Here is a 22,476-nt window from a genome sequence, read left to right as displayed (position 1 = left end):
ACGGTGCCCCGGAGGTCGGCGGACCTCCGGGGCACCGTCACGTGCGGGCGCGTCAGCGGAAGATGCCGGTGTGGCCGAGCGAGTAGCGGCCGGGCTGCGGGTAGACGGCGAGGCCGTGCGGGCCGCTGCCCACGGGGATGCGGGCGAGCTGCTCGCCGTTGGTGGTGTCGATCGCGTAGACCTCGGAGTTGTAGCGGCCCGAGAGCCACAGCACCTTGCCGTCCGCGGAGACGCCGCCCATGTCGGGGCTGCCGCCGTCGGGCAGGTCCCACTTCTTGGTCAGCCGGTTCTGCTTGAAGTCGAAGACGGAGATGCTGCCTTCGCCGCGGTTGGAGACGTACATCTCCCGGGAGTCACGGCTCACGTACAGACCGTGGCAACCCTTTCCGGTGGGCAGCAGCTTGGGGGTGTCGAAGGCGTCGCCGCTGAGCACCCACATGCCGTGCGCCATCATGTCCGCGACGTAGAAGGTCTTTCCGTCCGGGGAGACCTTGACGTCCTGCGGCATCGCTCCCTCGAAAGGCAGTTTCTGCTGCCCGATGACCTCCATCTTCTCGGTGTCGACCTTGAGGAGTTCGCCGGAGAACTCGCAGGAGACGATGAAGTACCGGCCGTCCGCGGAGAAGTCGGCGTGATTGACGCCGAAACAGGTCACCGGGACGGTTTTCACGCGGTCCATGGTGTGCGGGTCGCGGAAGACCAGCTCCTTGTCCATGGAGGCCATGACGATGGCGTACTTGCCGTTCGGCGTGAAGTACAGGTTGTAGGGGTCGTGCACCTCGACGGGCTTGCCCGCCTCGCCGGTGGCGGGGTCGATCGGGGTGAGCGTGTGGCCCCGGTTGTTGTTCACCCACAGGGTCTTCATGTCCCAGGAGGGCACGACGTGCTGCGGCTGGATGCCGACCGGGATGGTCTCGATCACCTTGTACGTCGCCGGGTCGATGACGGACACCGTGTTGGAGCTGGTGTTCGGCACGTAGACCCGGGACGGGAAGTTCTTGACCACGGGCGAGAGCTTGTTCGGCCGGTCGGCCGCGTACACGTCGTCGGGTGCGAGCAGGGGCGGCATTCCGGCCAGCCCCGGGGGCGCGGCCGGAACGGCCTTCACGGGCTTGGCGGGCCCGCCGGAGCCGAGCGCCTCGGGCGTGCCCTTGTCGGCCGCTCCGCAGCCGGCGAGGGCGGCGAGGACCAGTCCGGCGAGCAGCACGGTGGCCTTCCGGGGAAGGCGGTTGGTCGTCATGAGGTCAGCAGCTCCGTGGTGGTCACCGCGCGCAGTTTGCGGCGCGCGAGGTCTTCGAGGAGGGGCGGCAGCGCGTCGACCGTGTCCGCGTAGCCGAAGTGCAGGCTCACCACCGATCCGCCGAGGATCGGCCCGGTGACGTTGCGGATGACGGCCGCGGCGCCGGGTGAGGTGAAGTCGAGGGAGTCCACGTCGTAGGAGAGGACGTGCGGGTAGCCCGCCCGCCCGGCGAGGGTGCGCACCAGCGGACTGGCGTACTGGGTCTGGGAGGGGCGGAACCAGGTGCCGATGGACCCGGTGAGCCGCTTGAGGCGGTCGGCGCACCCGGTGATCTCGGCGTAGGCCTCCGCCTCGGGCAGGGTGTTGATCGCGAGGTGGCGCTGGGTGTGGTTGCCGAGTTCGTGACCTCCGTCCAGGATCCGGCGCGCCATCTCCGGGTGGGCGTCGAGCCAGGCGCCGATGGCGAGTACGGTCACCCGCGCCCCGGCCTTCTCGGCCTCGGCGAGGACCGCGCGGGCGATGGCGGGCTCCCCGTTCCCATGGAAGGTGAGCGCCACCTTGGGGCTGTCCCGGGCTCCGTGGCCGATCTCGACGGGCTGCCCGGCGAAGCGGCGGGGGGCGGGGGCGGGGGCCCGAGCGGGCGCGGCGGCCCGTCGGGTGGCGGGGGGCGGGGCCGCGGGCGGGGCGGCGGAGCGGCCCGTCCCGCAGGCGGCGGTGAGGGCCCCGGCGGCGACCGCCGCTCCGGCGCGCAGGGCCGTACGGCGGTCTGGATAGCAGAGCACCTGCCCATTTAAGGGGTGGTTGGCCCCGAAGGTAATGATTGACCCAATTCGGGACGTTGGTACAAGCGGGTCGGCCGGCAGGCTGTCCACTATTTGATCAACGATTTACGCGGAGCGGTCAATACTTATTCACTGATTGCGAGGTGAGTGGCCCACCTCACCTAGGATTTAGGTGGAAAGTCTTAGGATATGCACACTTATGCCCGACTTGGGACTTTTGGCATTCGGGCCCTCATCTGCCATAGTCGGAACCACGGCTTCCCCATTGACCCGAGCGAAGTCGCCGGCCGAGGATCACACCCCCTTCGATCCTCGGCTCACTCATGAAGCCCCCGAAGCGCCGCACTACGGCGACAGGGGGCTTCTGCGTTGCGGGGGCCGGTCATGGGGGCGGACCGTGCGGCTCAGCGGTCGGACACGCGCATCTCGAACCAGGTGGTCTTGCCCCGGGGTAAGAGGTCGGCGCCCCAGCGGTCCGAGAGCTTGTCGACCAGGAACAGGCCGCGACCGGTGGTGTCCATCTCGTGGACCGGCATCAGGCAGGGCAGGCCGCGCGAGGGATCGCGCACCTCGATCCGGATCCAGCCGCGGCGGCGCAGCATGCGCAGCCCGAAGGAACGGGCGCCGGTGTGCCGGACGGCGTTGCCGACCAGTTCGGAGACGAGCAGGACGGCGTGCTCGGCGGTCTGCGGGGACAGCCCCCACAGCCGGGCCGCCACGCACTGGGTGAGGCGGCGGGCGATCGCCGCGGACTCGGGGAGCGAGGGCAGGGTCACCTCGCCCTCGGCCGGACTGCCGTACAACTCCACTGCTTTCAGGCCCTGTTCGTCCTCCAGAGCCGCCGTCGGTCGCACGGCGGAAGCGCTGCTGCGCTGCCGCGGCTGTTCCACACCCTCCAGGCCCGCCATGCACCCATCATGAAGGGCGAAGCTGCCCCACGGAGCGGTTCCGCGCGAAAACGCCCCCTCGGAATGCTTCATTCCGGGGGGCGTCCTGTCATATGCCGAAGGCAATCAGAGGGCCGTTACACCCCCCTCACCTGCGATGACTCACCGCTGCGAGATCATCACCCACAGTGGATCTCCACGATTCTTTAAGGTTCCCTTAAGCCCTGGCTAATCCACCCGCAGGGAGGACCCCCGCGGACGACGCCCGTGCGCCCAGAGAAACATCAGAGGAACCCAGCGGAACTCAGAGGAACTTCGCCTTGCCCGGGCCCTCTTCGACGAAGCTGCGCATGCCGCGCTCGCGGTCCTCGGTCGCGAACAGGCCCGCGAACCAGTTGCGTTCGATGGCCAGCCCGGTGTCGATGTCCGCCTCCAGGCCCGCGTCCACGCACTCCTTGGCCGCGCGCAGGGCGAGCGCCGGCCCCTGGGCGAGCTTCGCGGCCCAGGCGTGCGCCTGCTCGTACACCTCGGCCGCGGGCACCACGCGGTCCACCAGGCCCAGGGCCAGGGCCTCTTCGGCCTTGACCATGCGCCCGGTGAAGATCAGGTCCTTGGCCTTGGAGGGGCCGATCAGCCGGGACAGCCGCTGGGTGCCGCCCGCGCCGGGGATCAGGCCGAGCAGGATCTCGGGCTGGCCGAGCTTGGCGTCGGCGGCGGCGATCCGGTAGTCCGCGCAGAGGGCCAGCTCGCAGCCGCCGCCCAGGGCGTAGCCGGTGACGGCCGCGACGACGGGCTTGGGGATCCGCGCGACGGCGGTGAAGGCGTCCTGCAGGGGGCGGGAGCGGGCGACCATGCCCGCGTGGTCCATCCGCTGCATCTCCTTGATGTCGGCGCCCGCCGCGAAGACCTTCTCGCCGCCGTAGAGGATCACCGCGCGCACGTCGGACCGGTCCGTCGCCTCCACCGCCAGCTCGCGCAGGCGGTCCTGGGTGGCGATGTCCAGGGCGTTCATGGGCGGACGGTCCAGGCGGATGGTGCCGACGCCTGCCGAGACTTCGAGGGTGATGGTCATACGGGGAAGGTTAGCGGGGGTTAACCGGGAGTGGCCCGGTGCTGTGGGTCACAGCACCGGGCCACCCGGAGTCCTGCGCGGCGCGCCAGCTCGCGAGCTGCGCGAGGGCTACTTGATCCAGTCCGCCCAGGGCATGTTCCAGCCGTTGAGACCGTTGTCCGGGGCGATGTCCTTGTCCTTGGAGTTCTTCACGACCACCACGTCGCCGATCAGCGACTCGTTGAAGAACCAGGCGCCGGGCATGTCGTCGTCACCGGCGCCGCGGGCGTCGCGCAGGCCCACGCAGCCGTGGCTGACGTTCTCCGAGCCGAAGGTGTCGGAGGAGGCCCAGTAGTTGCCGTGGACGAAGGTGCCGGAGTTCGACAGCCGCATCGCGTGCGGGACGTCGGAGATGTCGTACTCGCCGCCGAAGCCGACGGTGGCGCCGTTCATCCGCGTCACCTTGTACTTCTCGCTGATGACCATCTGCCCGTTGTACGTGGTGTTGGGCGCGCCGCCCGCGGTGATCGGGACGTCCTTGAGGACGGCGTTGTCACGGACCACCTGCATGGTGTGGGCCGCCGCGTCCACGGTGCTCACCTGGGAGCGGCCGACCTTGAAGGTCACGGTGCGGGTCTGCTTGCCGTAGACGCCGGGGCGGCCCTCGACGCCGTCCAGGGCGATCTTGACGGTGACCTTGGTGCCCGCCGCCCAGTACTTCTCGGGGCGGAAGTCGAGCCGGTCGTTGCCGAACCAGTGGCCCTCGACCGGGACCGCGGGCTCGGCGGTCACGGTGATCGCCTTCTCCACGGCCTGCGGGTTGGTGATCCCGCGGCTGAAGTTGATCGACACCGGCATGCCCACACCGACGGTGTCGCCGTCCTCGGGCACGTAGTGGCCGACGAAGGTGTTCGTCGGGGTGAGCGTGGTGAAGGTGATGTCCTTCGCGGACTCGCGACCGGAGCCGTCCTTGGCCACCGCGTGCACCTTGTACTCGGTGGCGGAGGCGAGGTTGCGGGCGGGCTCCCAGCTGGCGCCGTCGCCGCCCAGCTTGCCCTCGACCGCGTTGCCCTTCGTATCGGCGACCGTCACCGTGGTGAGCTTGCCGCCGGTGCTGGATATCTTCAGGATGCCGCTCGTCGCGACCTCCTTGGCGCCGTCGTCGGGCTTGATGGTGACCGTCGCCTGGGAGGCCTCGGTACCCGTCTTGCCGTTCGCGACGGCTCCGCCCTTGCCGTTGTCCCCGCCACCCACCTTGGCGTCGGGCGACCCGCCGCTGCACCCGGTGGTGAGCAGCAGGGCCGCTCCGAGCAGCAGGGCCGGCAGCCCCGTGCGGAAGCGGCCGCGGATCGGCTGCAGGTTCACTCTTGTTCTCCCCCATGTCCCCCGCGCGCGGGCAATCGCGCGCATGGCGAAATGGAATCACACGGGGGGATCACGAACGGAAACGGGTGTGTCACCGTTCCGTCCCAAGAGCCTGTGAACAGGGGGGAACGCGCGGGTGGGCCGCGCGGGTGGGCCGTTCAGTCGTCCGTGCCGGGCTTGGTGCCCCAGACGTAGACGGCGTCCCCCTCGGTCAGCAGGTCCCACAGCCGGGCCGCGTCGGGAACGGTGAGGTTCACGCACCCGGCCGATCCGCCGTAGTCGTACAGGTTCCCGCGGTGGCCGTGGATGGCCTGGCCCTCGTCGAAGAACTGCGAGTACGGCATGGGGGAGTTGTCGTAGAGGGAGGAGTAGTGGTCCTCGTCCCGCCAGTACACCTCGTGCCAGCCGGGTCGGGTCTCCTGGGTGTCGCGGCCGGTCCGGATGGGGACCGGGGCGAAGACGACCTTGGCGTCGCGCTGCACCCACAGGAGCTGGCGGTCCATGTCCACGCAGGTGACCCGGTGCGGGCGGACCGGGCAGAGCCCGCCCGCGTTGGGGTCGGGGCGCGCCTGTACGGCGATCATCGTGCGGTAGGTCCCGAGGTCGGCGTACCCGTCGGCGGGCCGCAGCCCCTGGGCCTGCTGGAAGGTCCGCACCGCGGCGCAGTCCGCCGGGCTCTGCACCCCGTCGACCGGACGCTTCAGGTACGCCTCCAGCTCGCGCTGGTAGGGGCCGGTGCGGGAGGTGCAGGGAGCCGCCGGCGCGGACCGGGGCGCCGCGGACGTCGCCGGGTCCGGGGGCCGCTGCGGCTCCGGGGGCCGGGTCGGGACGCCCAGGGCCAGTACCGCGGCCAGTGCGGCCGCTCCGCGTATCGCGCCAGTCGCCATGCCCGCCTCCTCGCGCCCGCCGGCCGGGCCGCCGCTGCCAGCTAAACCGGCCCCGGCCCTCCCGGCGCGCGCGGGTGCGCCGATGCGGTGACGAGGTCACCCCACCGGCGCACCCGGGAGGCCTTCGGCCCCCGCGGCGGTTCAGCCGCGCGGGCCGTTCGGCTCGCGGCCGCCCTTGCCCTTGCCGTGGTGGTCGCGCTCGTTGGCGAGGCGCTGGACGTAGACGTGGTTCGGGGTCCGCTCGTCCAGGTGCAGCGGTCCGGTCACCCGGTTCTTCGGGAGCACGTATCCGTCGGGGACGTCCGTCTCGACGAGGTAGTAGTAGCCGTCGGAGAGGTTCGGGAACTCGCAGACGCCGGCCCGGTCGGTGGCGCAGCCCTGCGAGACCAACGTGTCGGCGTTGATGCCGCGCCGCTGGAGGCCCTTGGTGTTGTTGGTCTCCTTCCAGACCTCGAACACCGCGCCGCGCAGCGGCCGCTGGGTCTTCTTGTCCACCTTCAGGACCTTGATCTTGCCCTTGGGGTCCTCGGGCTTCTTCCGGTTCGGGACGTTGAGGACGATGCCGTCCTTGACGTCCCCCTCGTCGAGGGCGAACTCGGTCACCGGGTTGGCGGGCCGCTCGTACCCCTCGGGGGTGCCGGTCTCGCGCCAGTAGTACGTGGCGTCGATCGGCAGCTCGACGGTGCAGCTGCCCTGCGCGTCGGTGACGCAGTCACCGGGGAGCTTGGTGTCGGGGCCGGTGCCGCCGGACGCCGTGGTCTGGAGCCCCCGCGTGCCGTTGGACTCCTTCCACAGCTCGAACCGCGCGCCGCGCAGCGGTACGCCGGTGTCCTTGTCGGTCTTCCACAGCACCACCTTGGCGGTGGCGGGCGGCACCACTTCCTTCTCGTTGACCGCGACGACGCGGACGCCCTCCTCGGCGTTCTGCGCGGTCAGCCGGACCGTGTGAACCGGGTTCGCGGGCAGCAGGTAGCCGCTCGGGGCGGCCGTCTCGCGCCAGTAGTACGTGCCGAGCGGGCCGGTGAAGTCGCACACGCCGGTGGCCGTGGTCGTGCAGTCCTTGACCTTGGTGTCCGCGTCCGGGCCGGTGAACTGCGCGCCCGCCCGGCCGTTGGTCTCGTGCCACAGCTCGAACTTCGCACCGGCCAGGGCCGCGCCCTGCGCGTCGTGCTTGACGACGGAGGTCTTCCCGTCGACCACCGGGGGCGCGCCGCAGTCCGGCAGGTCGCCGTTGAAGGGGTAGGCGTGGAACTCCTGGCCGCCGCCCCCGCCCTGGATGCCGGTGTGGGTGAGGTTGCCGGTGGTGAAGAAGCGGCCGTTCATGCCGGGCAGGGTGACCTCGGTGCCCGAGGCCTGCGGGCCGACCAGCACGCTGCCCTGGAACTGGCCGGTGCCGTTCAGCCGCACCGTGGTGGCGTCAGGGAAGTTCCACAGCAGCCGGCTGCGCAGGGCGTTCCACGCGTCGGCGCCCGGGCCGGTGTCGTTGATGGTGCCGTTGGAGACGTTGACGGTCCGGGTCGCGCCGTAGACGTTGACCAGGATCGTGGCGCGCGCCGGGATCCGGGCGAAGGCGATGGTGACCTGGCCGTTGTTGCGCCCGACCAGGTCGGCGTCCACGTCGAAGACCTGGAGCGGCGAGGTGTTGTCGCCGGTGAAGGTGACGGTGCCGAACTCGTTGGTGACCGTTCCGGTGGCCGGGCGGCGCTGTCCGCCGGGGTGCGCGTAGCAGGTGCTGGCGGCGGTGAGCCGGTCGCGGAGCGGGGTGTAGGGGGCCGCGGCGTTCACGTCGTGGACCAGCGGGCCGGTGACGACGCCGGCGCCGGGGGCGGTGCCCGCGTGCCGGACCACGCCGCCGTCGGAGATCAGTCGCTCACCGGTGGCGATGTTCACGTTCCTGCCGGTGGTGAGGAAGTCCGCGCCGACGGGCGGCGGGACGAGGGAACCGGCGCCGACGATGCCGATGTTGTAGGCGGCGCTGGCCCCGGCGACCTTGTCCTGGTCGAAGCTGCCGAGCACGACGACCCGGCCCTCGGCCTCGGCGGCGCGCTCACGGACCAGGAAGTCGCCGCCGACGAAGATGTTGATGCCGTTGTCGCGGCCCTTGGGGACGCCGTCGAACCCGATCTGCGGGTACGGGTCGGGGCAGTCCCCCGGTACGCAGGGACCGAGCCCGCCGGGCAGCGGGGCGCGCACCGCTGCCGCCGCCGGGCGCTCGCCGGCGGAGCCGCCGGAGCCACCGGGGCCCGCCGCCAGGGCCGTGGGCGCACCGGTGGCCAGTACGGCCCCGATCGCGACCCCGAGGGTCCACTTCCTTGCTGACATGACGCTCCGTCCGTTGCCTGCCGCGGTCACCGCTGTCGCCGCTGTGTGCGCTGACAGGCTGGACGGCGGCTCCGGCGAGCCGGACGGACCGACACTCCCCACTACGACATTCCGGTCCGACAATCACTCGATCGGACCGTGCCGGTCGTCGGGGTTCAGCCGAGTGCGGAGCCCGCGACCCAGTCCGGCCAGGAGAGGTTCCAGCCGCCGAGGCCGTTGTCCGCCGCGACGGTCTTGTCCTGGGAGTTCACGATCTCGACCACGTCGCCGACCAGCGTCCGGTCGAAGAACCAGCCCGCCGGGGTGTCCGAGCCGCCGCCCTTGTTGTCGCGCAGGCCGATGCAGCCGTGGCTGGTGTTCGTGGCGCCGAAGGTGTCGGGGCTGGCCCAGTAGTTCCCGTGCAGGAAGGTGCCGGAGGCGGTGAGCCGCATGGCGTGCGGGACGTCGGGGATGTCGTACTCGCCGCCGAAGCCCACCGTCTGGCCGTTCATCCGGGTCACGTCGAACATCTCGCTGACCACCATCTTGCCGTTGTAGGTGGTGTTCTTGGGCGCCCCGGCGCTGATCGGGATGGTGGAGAGCAGCTGGCCGTCGCGGCGGACCTCCATGGTGTGGGCGGCCGCGTCGACGGTGGAGACCTGCCGGCGCCCGACGGTGAAGCGGACGGTCTTGCTCTGCACCCCGTACGAACCGGGCGCCCCCTCGACGTCGCGGAGCTTCATGTCCACGGTGACCTCGGTCCCGGGCTTCCAGTACTCCTTGGGCCGGAAGTCGATCCGCTCGCTGCCGAACCAGTGGCCGGTGACCTCCACGGCCGGTTCGGAGGTGATGGTGATGGCCCGCTCGACTTCGGCGCGGTTCTTGATCGGCAGGTTGAAGTTGAAGGAGACGATCATCCCGGTGCCGACGGTGGAGCGGTTCTCGGGCTTGAAGTAGCCGATGAACCGCTCCTCGGGGACGTAGGTGGTGAAGGTGGTGTGCCGGGCCTGGCGGCGGTTGTGGCCGTCGACCGCGACGGCGTCCACCGTGTACTTGGCGGCGAGCGCGAGCCGTCCGGCCGCCGCGTCGGGGTGCCAGCTCAGGCCGTCGGGGTCGATCGATCCCGGTACCTGCTCCTCCGTGGCGTCCTCCACCTTGGTGACCACGACCCGCTCCAGGCGGCCCTCGGGCACGTGCACGGTCAGTGGCCCCTCGGCCGGTACGCCCTTGGCGTTGTCCTCGGGGGTGACCCGGATGGCCTCCTGCGGCGACCTGGCCTTCCCGGGGAGCTGGATCTCCACCGGGGACCCGCCGCCCTCGGTGCATCCGGCCAGTGTGCCCATCAGGCCCGCCCACGCCGCCATGGCGGCGACTGCCGCCCGTGCCCGCCTCTTCACATGTCTCACGGTGCGTCCAACGACCGTGCCGTCCAGGGGAAACGTGAGTGCGGCCCAGGTTCCGGGCAGAACAGTGGGAAGGACCAGAGGGGGCGGGGCCCCGGCCGGGACGCCGGAGCCCCCTTCCCTCCCCCGCAGGTACCCAGGAGCCGTGGAGGCGGGCAGTGACGAGCGCAGCCGAGGACGAGGCGGTGGAATCCGTTCCGCACGCCCCGGGCAGGACCGACGCCCGGCGGGGCGGCCGGGGCACCGGGTACGGCAACGGCCAGGTCAGCGGCCCGGTCGGCGAGGTGCTCGCGGATCCGGTACGGACCGGCGCCCGGCCGGGACCGAGCGTGTGGCCGGGCTCCTCGCACCCCCTGGGGGCCCGCTTCCGGGTCGGCCCGGACGGCGCCCGGGGCACCAACTTCGCGCTCTGGGCGCAGGGGGCGGAGGCGGTGGAGCTGTGCCTCTTCGACGAGGGCGGCGCCGAGACCCGGTGCGCGTTGACGGAGCTCACGCACGAGATCTGGCACGGATTCGTGCCGGGCGTACGCCCGGGGCAACGGTACGGCTTCCGGGTGCACGGCCGGTGGGACCCGTGGACGGGGGCCCGCCACAACCCGGCGAAGCTGCTGCTGGATCCGTACGCACGCGCCGTGGACGGGGACTTCACGCTGCCCCCGGAGGTGTACGGGCACGTGCGGGACTGGCCGCAGCAGTACATCGCCGACACCGTGCGCGACGACCGGGACTCGGCGCCCTTCGTGCCGAAGGGGGTGGTGGTGCACGACGACGACGACTGGGCGGACGACGTGCGTCCGAAGACGCCCTGGGCCGACTCCGTCATCTACGAGCTGCACGTGCGCGGTTTCACCATGCGCCACCCCGGCGTCCCCGAGGAGCTGCGCGGCACCTACGCGGGGCTGGCCCATCCGGCGGCGATCGAGCACCTGACCGGGCTCGGGGTGACGGCGGTGGAGCTGCTGCCGGTGCACCAGTTCGCGCACGAGGACCACCTGCTGCGCCGGGGGCTGCGCAACTACTGGGGCTACAACTCGGTCGGCTACTTCGCCCCGCACGCCGGGTACTCCGCCTCGGGCACCACCGGCCAGCAGGTCGGCGAGTTCAAGCGGATGGTCCGGGCGCTGCACGCGGCGGGGATCGAGGTGATCCTCGACGTGGTCTACAACCACACCGCGGAGGCGGGCGAGCTGGGGCCGACCCTGTCGCTGCGCGGGATCGACAACCGGGGCTACTACCGGCTGCAGAACGACCAGCGGCGCTACGCCGACTACACCGGCTGCGGCAACACCCTGCACGCCGGGCGCCCGCACGTGCTGCGGCTGATCACCGACTCGCTGCGGTACTGGGTGACGGAGATGGGGGTGGACGGCTTCCGCTTCGACCTGGCGGCCGCGCTGGCCCGCTCCATGCACGACGTGGACATGCTCTCGCCGTTCCTGGCGGTGATCGCGCAGGACCCGGTGCTGCGGCGGGTCAAGCTGATCGCGGAGCCGTGGGACGTGGGGTCGGGGGGCTACCAGGTGGGCGCGTTCCCGCCGCTGTGGACCGAGTGGAACGACCGCTACCGGGACGCGGTCCGCGACTTCTGGCGGGGCGCGCTGCCCGACGTGCGGGACCTGGGCTACCGGTTGTCGGGGTCCAGCGACCTCTACGCGTGGGGCGGGCGGCGCCCGTACGCCTCGGTGAACTTCGTGACCGCGCACGACGGCTTCACCCTGCGCGACCTGGTCTCCTACGAGCGCAAGCACAACGAGGCGAACGGCGAGGGGGGCCGCGACGGGACCAATGACAACCGGTCGTGGAACGGCGGCGTGGAGGGGGAGCCGCCCGAGGGCACGGACCCGCGGATCGCGGCGCTGCGCCGCCGCCAGCTGCGCAACCTGCTGACCACGCTGCTGTTGTCGACGGGCGTGCCGATGCTGGTGGCGGGCGACGAGTTCGGCCGGACCCAGGGCGGCAACAACAACGCGTACTGCCAGGACAACGAGACGGGCTGGGTGGACTGGTCGCTGCTGGAGGACCCGGCCTGGCGGGAGCTGTTCGCGCTGACCGCCCGGCTGGTGCGGCTGCGCCGGGCCCATCCGGTGCTGCGCCGCCGGGCGTTCTTCTCGGGGCGGGCCGAGGGCGCGGACGGGCTGCGGGACCTGGCGTGGTTCGCCCCGGACGGCGCCGAGATGACCGAGCGGGACTGGTACGCGCCGACGGCGGCGCTGGGCCTGTACCTGTCCGGGCGGGACATCCCCGGGCGCGACGAGCGGGGGCGGCCGGTGACGGACGACAGCTTCCTGGCGCTGCTGCACGCCGGGGACCGGCCGGTGTCGTGGACGCTGCCGGGGGCGCCCTGGGCCGCGGAGTACGAGGTGGTGCTGGACACCTCGCGGGAGGACCAGGAGGCGGCTCCGGGGGTGCGGCACCGGGGCGGCCGCTCGATGACGGTCCCGGCGCGGTCGGTGGTGCTGCTGCGGGTGGTCTCCTGAGGGCGCGCGGTGGCCGGGGGCGCGCGGTGGCCGGGGGCGGCCCGGCCGCTCGTTTCGGCCGACGGCGGCGGGCGCCGCGGATCTCCCTGCGATGATGTGCCGTCGTACACGCGTGCCCCTGCGCACGCGTGCCAACGGGGGCGTCGGGGCATCGTGAGGTCGAAGGGGCTGTGTGCGGATGGCGAGTGTGGGGACCGCGCTGCGGGAGTTGCGCGGGGCGCAGAAGTCGGCGAAGGGGGTGTCCCTGTACTCGCGCTACGTGAACCGTCCGGCCGGCCGGTACCTGGCCGCGGGCGCGTACGGGGTGGGACTCGGCCCGAACCAGGTGACGCTGATCAGCGCCGCCTTCAGCTTCGCCGCCGTGGCGGTGGTGGCGCTGAGCGAGCCGTCGTGGGCGCTCGGGATCGCGGTGTGGGCGGCGCTGGCCGTCGGCTTCGCCTTCGACTCGGCGGACGGGCAGCTCGCGCGGCTGCGCGGAGGCGGCAGCGCGGCGGGCGAGTGGCTCGACCACGTGGTGGACTGCGCGAAGCTGACCGCGCTGCACACCTGCGTGCTGATCGCCTTCTACCGCTTCCCCGAGGCGTACGGGACCACCGGGGACGGGTGGCTCCTGGTACCGCTCGGCTTCCAGTTCGCGGCGGTGGTGACCTTCTTCGGCGGGCTGCTGACCGAGAAGCTCAAGCCCCGGCCCGCTCCGGGGAGCCCCGCCGCCGCGCCCTCCACCGTGCGGGCGATCGCGCTGCTGCCGGTGGACTACGGCGTGTTCTGCCTGGTGTTCCTGCTGCTGGGCGGCGGGGAGCTGTTCCGGTGGGCGTACACGGTTCTCGGCGCGGTGGCCGCGCTGTTCCTGCTGGCGTTCCTCGCGAAGTGGTTCCGCGAGCTCAGCGCAGTTCGGCGCTGAGCGGGGCCGCCGGGGCGGCCAGCGCGTCCAGGGCCCGGCGCAGCTGGGTGCTGGACGTGTGCACGGTGTAGGGGAAGTAGACGACGTCCACACCGACGGCGGCGAAGTCCTGTTCCAGGCGCTGCCCCTTGGGCGTGCCGCGCCAGTCGTCGCCCTTGAAGATCACGTCGAAGCGGACCTGCTTCCAGGTCTCGACCTTGTCCGGAACCGTCTCCACGAAGGCGGCGTCGACGTACTTGACGCTGCGGACGATTTCCAGCCGCTCGACGAGCGGGATCATCGGGCGGCGCCCCTTGGCCAGTTCCGCCATCTCGTCGGAGACCACTCCTGCGACCAGGTAGTCGCACTGACTACGGGCGTGCCGCAGGATGTTGAGGTGCCCGATGTGGAACAGGTCGTAGGCGCCCGGCGCGTAGCCGACCCGATACGGCCTGCGCGCGGGCGCGCCAAGTCCGGACATGTCCAGCTCCGTCATCTGTTACCCCCCAGGAGCCGCACCCCCCGGCGCGGCGGATTAGCAGACAATAGCGTGCACGTCCTCCGCCGTGCGGGTGAACGATTAGGGTGTGCAGCGCATCAACGTGGGGGGAAGGGAACGTTCAGTGTCCATATCCGGTCACCGGCGCCTGCTGCTGGTTTCCACCAATTACGCTCCCGAGCACGCGGGCATAGGCCCGTACGCCACACAAATAGCGGAACATTGGGCGAATTCCGGCCACGACGCCCATGTCTTCACGGGCATGCCCCACTACCCCTCCTGGTCCCTCGAACCGGAGTACAAGGGGGCGTTGCGGCGCACCGAGGAGCGCTCCGGAGTGACCGTGCACCGGCGTGCGCACACCGTCCCCGCCCGGCAGACCGCCGTCAAGCGCGCCCTTTTTGAAGGATCGATTCTGCTTCACGGCGCCGTGGCCCCGCCGCGGATGCCGAAGCCGGACGCGATCCTCGCCCAGATGCCCAGCCTGGCCGGCGGCGTGCTCGCGGCCCGCCTCGCGGCGCGCTGGAAGGTCCCCTTCGTCCCCGTCGTCCAGGACCTGATGGGCGCCGCCGCCGCGCAGAGCGGGATCAGCGGCGGCGACAAGGCGGCCGTGATCGCCGCCCGCGCCGAGGCGTACGCCCTCAAGCGGGCCACGCTGGTCGGCGTCATCCACGAGACCTTCGTGGACCGGGTCGTGGGCATGGGCGTGGACCCGAGGAAGATCCGCCTGGTCCCCAACTGGTCGCACGTGCCCGCGCCCACCAAGCCGCGCGCCGAGACCCGCCGCCACCTGGGCTGGGCCCCGGGCCAGACCGTCGTGCTGCACTCCGGGAACATGGGCCTCAAGCAGGGCCTCGAAGTCCTCGTCGGCGCGGCCCGCCTGGACCCGCGCGTCCGCTTCGTCCTCATGGGCGACGGCAGCCAGCGCGGCGCCCTGGCCGGTCTGTCGGCGGACGTGCCGAACCTGGACATCATCCCCCCTGCCGCCGACGGCGAGTTCCCCGATATCCTCGCGGCGGCGGACGTGCTGACGGTGACGCAGCACGCGGCCGTCCTCGACATGAGCGTGCCGTCCAAGCTCACCTCCTACTTCGCAGCCGGCCGACCCGTCGTCGCCTCGGTGGCCGCGGAGGGCGGCACCGCCCAGGAGGTGGAGCGCTCGGGCGCCGGCGTGCTCGTCGCCCCGGAGGACCCGGGCGCGCTGCTGGAGGCCGTGCGCGCGCTGGCCGAGGATCCGCACGGAGCGGACGCGCTCGGCGCGGCCGGTCCGCGCCACGTGGCGGCTCACCTGAGCCGTGCGGCGGGCCTCGCCCGCATCGACGCACTGATGGACGAAGCACTTGGGGGTCCCCGGCCGTGATCGAGACGAACCGTCCGGCAGCGGTCCCGGTCGAGGACGAACCCGACCTCCTCAGGGACCAGTTCCGCCAGCTGACCCGCTACCGCAGGCTCATCGGCGCGGGCATCGGGATCGGCCTGCTGGGCGGTGTGTACCTCGGCATATCGACGTCCGACACCTACGTCGCCACCGCCGACGTGGTGCTGCGCACGCCCACCGACGACCCGTTCAACCCGAGCATCGCCCCCGACAAGGCGATCAACATCGGCTCCGAACGGCAGGTCGCGCTCAGCAGTTCCATCGCGGGCGAGGCCGCGAAGAAGCTCGGCATCGACGCCTCCGGCCTCGCCGCGCTGCGCTCCGGGCTCCAGGTCACCAACCCGCCCCAGACCATGGTGCTGCGCTTCACCTACACCTCCGGCTCGCCCGCGCAGGCCGCCAAGCGCGCCAACGCGATGACCGAGGCGTACCTGCTCAAGCGGCGCGACGCCCTCGACGTCACCCGCGACGCCATGGTCAAGAGCTACAAGGACCAGCGCGACCCGGTGGCCAAGCAGCTCGACGACCTGGTCAAGCAGATCGCCCAGATGCCCGCCGGCAGCGCGCGCGACGCCGCGTACTCCTCCCGGACCGACCTGCAGAGCAAGGTGGGCCAGCTCAACGGGAACATCGCCAAGCTCGACGCGCTCGACATGACCCCGGGCCGGGTCACCAGCGCGGCCACCGTGCCCACGCAGCCCGACGGCCCCGGCATCGTCATGTCGCTCGCGCTCGGCGCCGCCGTCGGCCTCGCGCTCGGCCTGCTGGCCGCCTGGGTCCGCCTGGTCTTCGACCCCTCCCCGCGCTCCGACGGCGACGTCTCGCGCGCCCTGCGCGCGCCCGTGCTCGGCACCCTGCCCCGCGACAAGACGGGCGGCGGCCCGCTGCTCGCCGCCGGCGAGGCCGATCCGCGGCTCGCGGAGGAGTACCGGTCGGTGGCCTTCCGGCTCGCCTACGACTCCCGCTTCGCCGACCGTCGGCGGCTGCTCGTGGTCGCCCCGCGCGGCAGCAGCGAGACGGCCGCCGCGGTGGCCGTGAACCTCGCCGCCTCCTTCGCCGAGACCGGCAAGGACGTGCTCCTCATCGAGGCGGACCTGCGGACGCCGCTGCTCGCCAGCCAGCTGCCGACCGACGCGGGCGGGCGACCCCGGTGGAGCCAGCTGCCGGGCGGCCCGTCCCAGGACGGCCAGCCCGGGCACGGTGACTCCGACTGGCCCGACGGGCGCCAGCTCGTCGTGGACGCCGGGGAGTCGGGCGCCTTCGACCTGATCCCCGGCGAGCGGGCGCGCAACGTCGCCCGCGCGCTCACCTCGCCGCGCGCGACCCGGTTGATCTCCGAGGCCGACTCCCCCAACTCCACCGTGGTCGTGCTGGCCCCGCCGGTGCTCTCCTACGCCGACGCGCTCGCCCTCGTCGACCGGGTCGACGGCGTCCTGGTGGTCTGCGACCCGCGTGCCGTGCACCGCACCGACCTGTCCCGGATCCGCGAACTGATCAGCGGCGCGGGGGGCACCGTACTGGGCGCGGTCCTGCACGGACCGCTGCCGGGGGAGAAGCGCGGCCGGTCCGCGTCGCTGACGAAGAAGTCGAAGAAGGCCGCGGCCGCCGCGCCCGCCCCCGCGGCCCCTCCCGCGATCGCCGCCGACCTGCCCGAGCCGGACCAGCAGGTCCCCGGCGACGGCAGCGACACGGTCGCGCTGCGCACGGTCCGCACGGGACGCAGATGAGCCGGCGCGGCCTCGCCGCCCTCTCCTCGGTCCTGGACCAGGCCGCGTCCAGCGCCACCAACATCCTGGTCCTGGTGCTGGCCGCGCGGCTGTCCTCGGTCTCCGGCTTCGCCGCGTTCTCGATGGTCTACGTGACCTTCAGCGTGCTGCTCGGCCTGAACATGGCGTACGTCGGCCAGAGCGTGGTCCTGGAGCACGGGGCGCGGCGGGCCGTGGTCTGCCGCTCGGCGGTGGCCTTCACCGGCTCCGCCTCGGTGCTGGTGGGGGCCGTGCTGGCCCTCGTCGGCCTCGGCCTGCCGGGGCCGGCGGGCGGGGCGTTCCTCGCGCTCGGGGCGGTGTTGCCGCTGGTCCTGGTCCAGGACGGGCTGCGGTACTGCTTCTCGGCCCTGCGCACGCCCGAACGGGCGCTGGCCGCGGACGCGCTGCGCCTGGTGTGCGTGGTGGCCGCGCTGCTGCTCCAGCCGTCGGGGGCCTCCCCCGGTCGGCTGGTGCTCGTGTGGGGGGTCTCGGCGCTGCCCGCGCTCGCGCTCGGGCTGTTCCTGCTGCGTCCGTACGTCCGGGGCGTGCGCGCCGACCTGCGGCCGTACCTGCGCCGGGGGCACCTCGGGCAGCGGTTCGTGGTCGAGTTCGCGGTGGGCAACGGCTCCAGCCAGCTCGCCGTGCTCGGGCTCGGTGTCTTCGCGACCCCGCTCGCGGTGGGTGCGCTGCGGGGTGCGACCACCCTCTTCGGGCCGCTGAACGTGCTGTTCAACTCCGCCAACGCCTTCGGGCCGCCGATGCTGGGGCGGCGCGGGGGCAAGCGGGCGGTGGTCCGTACGACGGCCGCGCTCGGCCTGGTCCTGGCGGTACTGGGCGCCGGCTGGGCGACCGCGCTGTACCTGCTGCCCGACCGGCTGGGCCGCCAGCTGCTCGGCGACACCTGGGGGGCGGCGGCGGCGCTGCTCCCGGCGACCGGGGCGCAGTACGCGGCGATGGGGCTGGGGACCTGCGCCCTGCTGACGCTGCGGGTGCTCGCGCCCAAGGCGACGCTCGCCGTGCAGGTGGTCTTCTCGGTGGTCTCCGTGGTGCTGCTGCTCGCGGGCTACGTCCTGTGGGGGGCGCAGGGCGCCGCCTGGGGCCTGGCGGCCGGCTCGACCCTCAAGGCCGCGGCCGCCTGGACCCGCGTGGCCCGCCTCTCCCCCCCGACCCCGACCCCCACCACCACCCCTGCACCGGCCACCTCCAGCCCGCCCGGCGTTTGAGGGCCCGCCGGAGGCCCCACCGGCGGAGACCGCCCCACCAACGGACCACCGCCGAGCGCACGCCGTGGACCCTCCGGGGGCGCCTCAAACGCCGGCGGGGCTGAAACGGCCCGGGTCAGCGGAGGGTGGTGGAGCGGTCCGTGCGGTAGGTGGCGATCAGGGCCAGGCACATGCCGGCGATCGCGACGCGGCCCGAGGCCTGGAGGAGCGGGCCGCGGAGCAGGATGAAGGAGTAGCCCGCGACCAGCGGGACCACGATCGAGATCAGGCTCCCCGGCGGCGTGCTCCGCACGGCCCGCTTCGCGTACCGCCGGTCCACACGGGCGGCGGCGTACCCCATTCCCAGCAGCCCGGCCCCCATCCCCAGCGGCCCGAAGTCGAGCCACAGCTCGGCCCAGATCGGCGAGGACAGGTTGGTGTTGACCGTGCCCATCCACTGGCCGACCATCACCCCGGTGTCCCGCGGCTTGCCCGGCCACACCGAGCGCGGCACGGCGAAGAAGATCGACCCGGCCAGCTGGCGCCCGTAGAAGTGGCCGGGACCGGAGTTCGAGAAGGTGATCGTGTTCGCGAACATGCCGATCTGGTCGTAGTCCTTGAGCGCCATCGGCTCCAGGAACGAGGTCGTCTCGACCGGCTTGTAGTTCTTCTCGTCGTACCGGAAGCGGTCCGCGAAGGGGAAGACGAGCAGCGCGACCACCACGGCCATCGACAGCGCCGCCCGGTACATCGCCGCACTGACCGGGAAGACCGTGAAGAGCAGCGAGAACATGACCGTCAGGAACCAGTACCGCGGGTTGGAGATCGGGTTGTTGACGATGATGTTGAGCACCGCCAGCGCGCCCCACACCGCGATCACGGAGGGCCTGCGGCGGGCGTGCACCGAGGTGACCAGCCAGCGGGTGTAGCAGAGCAGCGCGAGCAGCGCCGGTACGGTCCCGAAGCCGCGCAGGAAGGCCTGGCCCGCCTGCCCGTCGGTGGAGACCCCCGCCTCCTGGATGCCCGCGATGATCTCCTGGCGGCTGCTGAAGAACACGGCCGGGCCGCCCAGCTTCACGATCAGCGCCGCGCTGCCCAGGAAGGCCAGCAGGGTGAGCAGTTGGAGCCGCCGGTGGTGCGTCATCACGGGCCGCGGCTCGCGCTGCGAACCGCCCGCGCGCCCCGCGGGCCGGTGCCGGGCCAGCAGCACCCCGACGTCGAAGGCGGTGCAGCCGAGCAGCACCAGGCCGATCGCCACGGTGAGGTCCGAGCGCGGGCCGACCACGGGCGTCGGAACCTGGCCGAGGACGGCCTGGGCGAGCGGGGCGACGCCCATCGCCATGTAGACGAAGAGCCAGAAGGAGCCCTGGAGCAGCTTGCGGCGGCTGGTGAGGACCATGGCGGAGAGCCGGGCACCGGCGTACACGGTGAGGGCCAACTGGAGCCAGAACGCGGCGTCCCGGGCGCCCGCGCCGGACTGCGAGGCCACGAACAGCGGCAGGAAGACGCTGAAGCCGAGGGCGAGCGGAACGGACAGGGCGCGGGAGAGCAGCGTGCGCGGGGTGGTGACCTTCCCCCAGCGCCGGTCCGCGTCCCGCGGGTGCTCGGCGGCCGCCGTCCTCGGGGGTGCGGACACCGGTCCGCTCACGTCCGTCGCCATTGTGCCCCCGCCCCCCGTGCCTGGTCCGCGCGCAGTCTAGTCTGACCCGACGGGGATGGAGTGGGGGGTACTTCGGTGCGCAATCTCCCGGCCTTCACACTGGCCGGTTACGACAAGGGGCGCGGTCTGCTGACGCAGGCGCTCTGGTTCGCCGTGATGAACACGGTGTTCATGGCGTGGTTCTGTCCGGCCCGGCTGCGGGTCGCGCTGCTGCGCGCCTTCGGCGCGGAGATCGGCGAGGGCGTGCTGATCCGGCACAAGGTGCGGGTGCTGTGGCCGTGGAAGCTCACGATCGGCGACCACACCTGGATCGGCGAGGGCGCCTGGCTGCTGAACCTGGAGCCGATCGCGATCGGCGCGCACGCGTGCGTCTCGCAGGAGGCCATGCTGTGCACCGGTTCGCACGACCACCGGGCGGCCGACTTCCGGTACCGCAACGCCCCGATCACCGTCGAGGACGGCGCGTGGGTGGCCGTACGGGCGACCGTGCTGGCCGGGGTGACCGTGGGCCGCTGCGCCGTGGCGGGCGCGGGCGCCGTCGTGCACAAGGACCTGCCGGAGCTGACCCTGCAGACCGCGGACGGCACGCGCCGCCCGGTCGACGAACCGAAGTGAGGCCCCGCCGGTGAGAGTTCTGCACGCCGTCACCCTGCACTCCCCCACGCACGCCTTCGGCGGTCCGGTACGGGTCGCGCTCAACCTCGCCAAGGGGCTGCGGGCGCGCGGGCACGAGGCCTCGCTGCTGGCGCTCGGCGAGGGGTTCCCGGACCCCTGGCCCACCGATGTCGAGGGCGTACCGGCCGCGCTGTACCCGGCGAAGCGGTTGCTGCCGCTGGGCTTCAGCGGGATGACCTCGCCCGCGCTGCTGGCCGCGGCCGGGCGGCTGGTCCGGGGGGCGGACGTGGTCCACGTGCACCTGGCCCGGGACCTGGTGACCCTGCCGATCGCGCTGGCCGCGCTGCGCGCCGGTAAGCCGCTGGTGCTCCAGACCCACGGCATGGTCGACCCGAGCGGGAAGCTGCTGGCGAAGGTCCTGGACGCGGTGGCGGTACGGCGGCTGCTGCGCGGGGCGGACGCGGTGCTGTACCTGACCCCGCACGAGCGGGAGGCCCTGGACGCGGTCGTCGGCGGGGCCGGGCTGGACAACACCGTGCGGCTGGTGAACGGCGTACCGGAGCAGGAGGCGCGGCCCGCGCTGTCGGGGCCGCCGCGGATCCTCTACTCGGCGCGGCTGCAGGAGCGCAAGCGTCCGGTGGACTTCGTGAACGCGATGTCGCTGGTCGCCCGGGAGGTGCCGGACGCGCGCTACGTGGTCGCGGGGCCGAACGAGGGCGAGTACGGGGCCGTGTTCCACCGGATGATGACGATGCGGCTGGACGGGAGCATGACGATTCCCGGGGCGCTGAGCAGCGATCAGGTGCTGGAGGAGCTGCGTCGGGCGCACGTGTACGTGCTGCCGTCGGTGGACGAGCCGTTCCCGATGTCGGTGCTGGAGGCGCTGTCCGTGGGCGTACCGGTGGTGGTGACCCACTCGAACGGGCTGGCGCGGGACGTCGTGGCGGCGGGGGCCGGGCGGGCCGTGGAGCCGGGGCCGGAGGGGGTGGCCGAGGCCGTCCTGGAGCTGCTGGATCCGCAGGTGAACGGGGCCGCGTCGCTGGCCGCGCGCAAGCTGGCCGCGGAGTCCTTCTCGATGGACGGCGTCCTGGACACGGTCCTGTCCGTCTACGCCGGAGCCCTGTCCCGCGCCTGACCTGGCGCCGGCGATACGAGCGCCGTGCGGCCCGCCTGGCCTCCGGCGGGCCCTCAATCGCCGGGCGGGCTGGATTGCGGCCCCGCCGGGCCACCTCACGCCCCGCCGGCGTTTGCGGCCCCGCCGGAGGCACAGCTAGGCCCACCGGGCCGGGTGTCGCCTCCGGCGGGCCCTCAAACGCCGGGCGGGCTGAAATGGCGAGGCGCGGGCTAGGCCGGGATCCAGGCGTAGCAGCCCGTGGAGACGAATTCCGCGGTGCCGGAGGGGACCTCGGCCACGATCTTGGCTCCCGCGGGGAGCGTCATCGGGCTGGAGGCCAGGACGGCCCCGTCCTTGCCCTTCGCCTGCCAGGTGCACGAGGTGCTCTGGGTCAGCGCCCGGTACGAACCCGCCGCCAGGTCGGTACGCGTACCGTCCGGGAAGCCCTTCTGCGCCGCGGTGAGCACCGGCTGCTGGTCCGGGCACAGGGCCGGGATCGCGTCCTTCGCCGTGGGGATCTCCCCCGCGATGATGGAGCCGACCGCCGCGTCCTTGTCGTGCTTCGCGGTCCGCTGCACCCGCTGGCACGCCTCCTGCCCGGTCTGGAGCACCGCGGCCGGGTCCATCTTCTCCGGCACGCGCCCGCTCAGGTACTTCTTCTCCTGGGCCGTGAAGCTGCCCGTCGCCGGGGTGAGCTTCGCGTCCGGCAGCACCGGCCCGGTCGGCTTCGCCGCGGGCGGCGCGCTGGCCGTGGGCTGGGCGTCCGCCGGGTCCGGGACCCCCGAGGAGGCCGGGGGCTTCGGCTTGGCCGTTCCCGCGGCCTCGGGCTTGGCGTCCGAACCGCAGGCGGTCAGCGTCAGGGCGGCGGTCAGCAGGACCGCGGCCGCTGCGGAGCGTCGGTACATCAGGGGACTCCCGTGGTGCTGGGTGGTGCGGGCTGTGGATACGGGTACGGGGCCCGGCGGTGTGCCGGGCCCCGTACCCCTCTTC

At 72.7% G+C, this 22,476-nt stretch carries 18 protein-coding genes; 7 read left to right on the top strand and 11 right to left on the bottom strand.

Features of this window, described 5'->3' with window-relative positions; all coding sequences use genetic code 11:
• Positions 1-52: 52 nt before the first annotated feature.
• From ACFWAR_RS08445 to ACFWAR_RS08410, 8 genes are all read right to left on the bottom strand, one after another.
• Positions 53-1,240, bottom strand: coding sequence for a YncE family protein (locus ACFWAR_RS08445; protein ID WP_385774421.1), 1,188 nt, complete (start codon positions 1,238-1,240; stop codon positions 53-55).
• Complete coding sequence (locus ACFWAR_RS08440) at positions 1,237-2,022, bottom strand: polysaccharide deacetylase family protein (protein WP_385774419.1); 786 nt, start codon at positions 2,020-2,022, stop codon at positions 1,237-1,239. The genes ACFWAR_RS08445 and ACFWAR_RS08440 overlap by 4 nt, the downstream gene beginning before the upstream one ends.
• 404 nt (positions 2,023-2,426) lie before the next feature.
• Positions 2,427-2,930 carry an ATP-binding protein gene (locus ACFWAR_RS08435; protein WP_385774417.1) on the bottom strand — a complete coding sequence of 168 codons (504 nt, stop codon included), beginning with the start codon at positions 2,928-2,930 and terminating at the stop codon, positions 2,427-2,429.
• Between the two features lie 283 nt (positions 2,931-3,213).
• Positions 3,214-3,981: an enoyl-CoA hydratase/isomerase family protein gene (locus tag ACFWAR_RS08430; protein ID WP_385774415.1), complete on the bottom strand. Its 768-nt coding sequence runs from the start codon at positions 3,979-3,981 to the stop codon at positions 3,214-3,216.
• A gap of 108 nt (positions 3,982-4,089) precedes the next feature.
• Entirely contained in the window at positions 4,090-5,325 is a 1,236-nt protein-coding gene (locus ACFWAR_RS08425; RefSeq protein ID WP_385774413.1) for an Ig-like domain-containing protein, read from the bottom strand.
• A 158-nt stretch (positions 5,326-5,483) separates the two neighbouring features.
• Positions 5,484-6,212, bottom strand: a complete 729-nt coding sequence (locus tag ACFWAR_RS08420) for a L,D-transpeptidase family protein (RefSeq protein ID WP_385774411.1) — start codon at positions 6,210-6,212, stop codon at positions 5,484-5,486.
• A gap of 141 nt (positions 6,213-6,353) precedes the next feature.
• On the bottom strand, positions 6,354-8,534 hold the full coding sequence (locus ACFWAR_RS08415) for a choice-of-anchor A family protein (protein ID WP_385774409.1): 2,181 nt from the start codon (positions 8,532-8,534) through the stop codon (positions 6,354-6,356).
• A 155-nt stretch (positions 8,535-8,689) separates the two neighbouring features.
• Positions 8,690-9,919 (bottom strand): Ig-like domain-containing protein, encoded by a 1,230-nt coding sequence (locus ACFWAR_RS08410; RefSeq protein ID WP_385774407.1) that lies wholly within the window; start codon positions 9,917-9,919, stop codon positions 8,690-8,692.
• A 155-nt stretch (positions 9,920-10,074) separates the two neighbouring features.
• On the opposite strand from ACFWAR_RS08410, the gene glgX reads away from it, so the two are divergent.
• Together glgX and ACFWAR_RS08400 are read left to right on the top strand one after the other, a co-directional pair.
• Positions 10,075-12,393, top strand: coding sequence for a glycogen debranching protein GlgX (glgX, locus tag ACFWAR_RS08405; RefSeq protein ID WP_385774405.1), 2,319 nt, complete (start codon positions 10,075-10,077; stop codon positions 12,391-12,393).
• Positions 12,394-12,571: 178 nt separating this feature from the next.
• A complete protein-coding gene (locus ACFWAR_RS08400) occupies positions 12,572-13,294 on the top strand; it encodes a CDP-alcohol phosphatidyltransferase family protein (protein WP_385774403.1) in 723 nt (240 codons plus the stop codon).
• Here the strand turns inward: ACFWAR_RS08400 and ACFWAR_RS08395 are convergent.
• Entirely contained in the window at positions 13,275-13,754 is a 480-nt protein-coding gene (locus tag ACFWAR_RS08395; RefSeq protein WP_385774401.1) for an adenylyltransferase/cytidyltransferase family protein, read from the bottom strand. The genes ACFWAR_RS08400 and ACFWAR_RS08395 overlap by 20 nt on opposite strands.
• Before the next feature lie 172 nt (positions 13,755-13,926).
• Between ACFWAR_RS08395 and ACFWAR_RS08390 the strand changes: the two genes are divergently transcribed.
• Genes ACFWAR_RS08390 through ACFWAR_RS08380 form a run of 3 tightly spaced genes read left to right on the top strand, consistent with a single transcriptional unit; the run spans position 13,927 to position 18,118 of the window.
• Positions 13,927-15,132: a glycosyltransferase family 4 protein gene (locus tag ACFWAR_RS08390; protein ID WP_385774438.1), complete on the top strand. Its 1,206-nt coding sequence runs from the start codon at positions 13,927-13,929 to the stop codon at positions 15,130-15,132.
• Positions 15,129-16,877, top strand: a complete 1,749-nt coding sequence (locus ACFWAR_RS08385) for a lipopolysaccharide biosynthesis protein (RefSeq protein ID WP_385774399.1) — start codon at positions 15,129-15,131, stop codon at positions 16,875-16,877. The genes ACFWAR_RS08390 and ACFWAR_RS08385 overlap by 4 nt, the downstream gene beginning before the upstream one ends.
• The gene (locus tag ACFWAR_RS08380) at positions 16,874-18,118 is read left to right on the top strand and encodes a hypothetical protein (protein ID WP_385774397.1); all 1,245 of its coding nucleotides are present in this window, start codon (positions 16,874-16,876) and stop codon (positions 18,116-18,118) included. Before ACFWAR_RS08385 ends, ACFWAR_RS08380 begins: the two co-directional genes overlap by 4 nt.
• A 115-nt stretch (positions 18,119-18,233) precedes the next feature.
• On the opposite strand, the gene ACFWAR_RS08375 is transcribed toward ACFWAR_RS08380, so the two are convergent.
• Complete coding sequence (locus tag ACFWAR_RS08375) at positions 18,234-19,757, bottom strand: hypothetical protein (RefSeq protein ID WP_385774395.1); 1,524 nt, start codon at positions 19,755-19,757, stop codon at positions 18,234-18,236.
• A gap of 75 nt (positions 19,758-19,832) precedes the next feature.
• Between ACFWAR_RS08375 and ACFWAR_RS08370 the strand changes: the two genes are divergently transcribed.
• The gene (locus ACFWAR_RS08370; protein WP_385774393.1) at positions 19,833-20,372 is read left to right on the top strand and encodes a WcaF family extracellular polysaccharide biosynthesis acetyltransferase; all 540 of its coding nucleotides are present in this window, start codon (positions 19,833-19,835) and stop codon (positions 20,370-20,372) included.
• Positions 20,373-20,382: 10 nt separating this feature from the next.
• Positions 20,383-21,507 (top strand): glycosyltransferase, encoded by a 1,125-nt coding sequence (locus ACFWAR_RS08365; protein WP_385774391.1) that lies wholly within the window; start codon positions 20,383-20,385, stop codon positions 21,505-21,507.
• 209 nt (positions 21,508-21,716) lie between these two features.
• On the opposite strand, the gene ACFWAR_RS08360 is transcribed toward ACFWAR_RS08365, so the two are convergent.
• Complete coding sequence (locus ACFWAR_RS08360; RefSeq protein WP_385774389.1) at positions 21,717-22,391, bottom strand: hypothetical protein; 675 nt, start codon at positions 22,389-22,391, stop codon at positions 21,717-21,719.
• Positions 22,392-22,476 lie beyond the last annotated feature (85 nt).

This window comes from Streptomyces sp. NPDC059917 (assembly GCF_042730635.1).
Classification (GTDB): domain Bacteria; phylum Actinomycetota; class Actinomycetes; order Streptomycetales; family Streptomycetaceae; genus Streptomyces.
The sequence above is the reverse complement of the archived record's forward strand: the minus strand, read 5'-3'. Positions and strand labels throughout refer to the sequence as shown.